Source organism: Mesorhizobium sp. M7A.F.Ca.CA.002.09.1.1 (assembly GCF_003998555.1).
Lineage (GTDB): Bacteria > Pseudomonadota > Alphaproteobacteria > Rhizobiales > Rhizobiaceae > Mesorhizobium > Mesorhizobium ciceri.
Genome location: NZ_RZRR01001128.1, coordinates 1 through 1489, shown reverse-complemented (window position 1 = coordinate 1489; position 1489 = coordinate 1). Strand labels below are relative to the sequence as shown.

Here is a 1489-nt window from a genome sequence, read left to right as displayed (position 1 = left end):
GATGAAATGGTCGCCGGACATGTCGGAAAACTCGCCGAGGGCCGCAACATTCTGTCGCGCGCTTTGGAAGCCGATCTCGGAAAACTGTCCGACAGCCGCGCCGACATCGACGGTCTGGTCGCCGGTCAGGTGGAAAAAATCGCCGAAGGCCGCGCCGTGCTCGCCAAGGCGTTGGAAAACGACATCGTCGGCATCAAGAGCCTCATCGAAACCCATTCCGCCAAACTGGCGGAAGACCGCACGCAGCTTTCCCATTCGCTCGACAATGATCTGTCCGGCATACGCGGCCTGATCGAAAGCCATTCGGGACGGTTGGCCGAGGACCGCAGCCTGCTGTCGCAGACCCTTGAAGCCGACCTTGCCAAGCTGGCCGAAAGCCGTTCGAGCATCGACGGTCTGGTCGCCGGTCAGGTCGAGAAGCTGGCGGAAGGCCGCGACATTCTCAAGCGCGCGCTGGAATCCGACCTGAACACGATCAAGGGCGTTATCTCAAGCCAGTCGGAAAAGCTGGCCGAGGATCGCGGTCAGCTTTCCCGGGTCCTGGAAGCCGACCTGCAGAATGTGAACAGCGTCATCGCCGATCACATGAACAAGCTTGTCCAAGACCGCTCCGCCCTGTCCAGGGCCCTTGAGGACGACCTCGCCAAGCTGGCCGACAGCCGTTCCAGCATCGACGGGTTGGTTGCGGGTCAGGTCGAGAAGTTGTCCGAGGGCCGAGATATCCTGCGGCGCGCTCTGGAATCCGACCTCAACGCGATCAAGGGGACCATTGCCGACCAGTCGCAGAAACTGGTCGATGACCGGGCACAGTTCGCCCGGGCACTCGAGGCTGACCTCGAAAGCGTCAATGGCTTGGTCAACAGCCATTCCGAAAGGCTCGTCCAGGATCGTTCGACGCTGTCGAAAGCGCTTGAAGCCGACCTCGAAAACGTCGGTGGCCTCGTTAACAGCCACGCGGAAAGGCTTGTCCAGGAGCGCTCGACCCTGTCCAAGGCGCTCGAGGACGATCTTGCCAAACTGGCCGAGAGCCGCTCAAGCATCGACGGTCTGGTCGCCGGCCAGGTCGAGAAACTCGCCGAAGGTCGCGATGTTCTCAAGCGCGCGCTGGAAGCCGATCTCGCCAAGCTGGCCGAAAGCCGCTCCAGCATCGACGGTCTGGTTGCCGGCCAGGTCGAGAAGCTGGCCGAGGGCCGCGACATTCTCAAACGCGCCCTCGAAGCCGACCTGCAGAAGCTGACCGAAAGCCGCAGCGACATCGACGACGTCATCGCCGGACATGTCGGCAAGCTGTCCGAAGGCCGCAATATGTTGACCCGCGCGCTGGAAGACGATCTCGGCAAGCTCGCCGAGACCCGCAAGGACGTTGACCGCTCGCTGTCGGGCCATATCGACCAGATCGCTGCCAGAAGCACCGGCATTTCCGACGCGATCGCTGCCGATGTCGAGAAGATCGAGCAGGCGTTCAGTCGCCAGACCGGCATCATCGAGG

At 62.3% G+C, this 1489-nt stretch carries 1 pseudogene; it reads left to right on the top strand.

Features of this window, described 5'->3' with window-relative positions:
• Positions 1–1489: pseudogene (locus tag EN994_RS30970) on the top strand (kinesin); the annotation flags it as partial.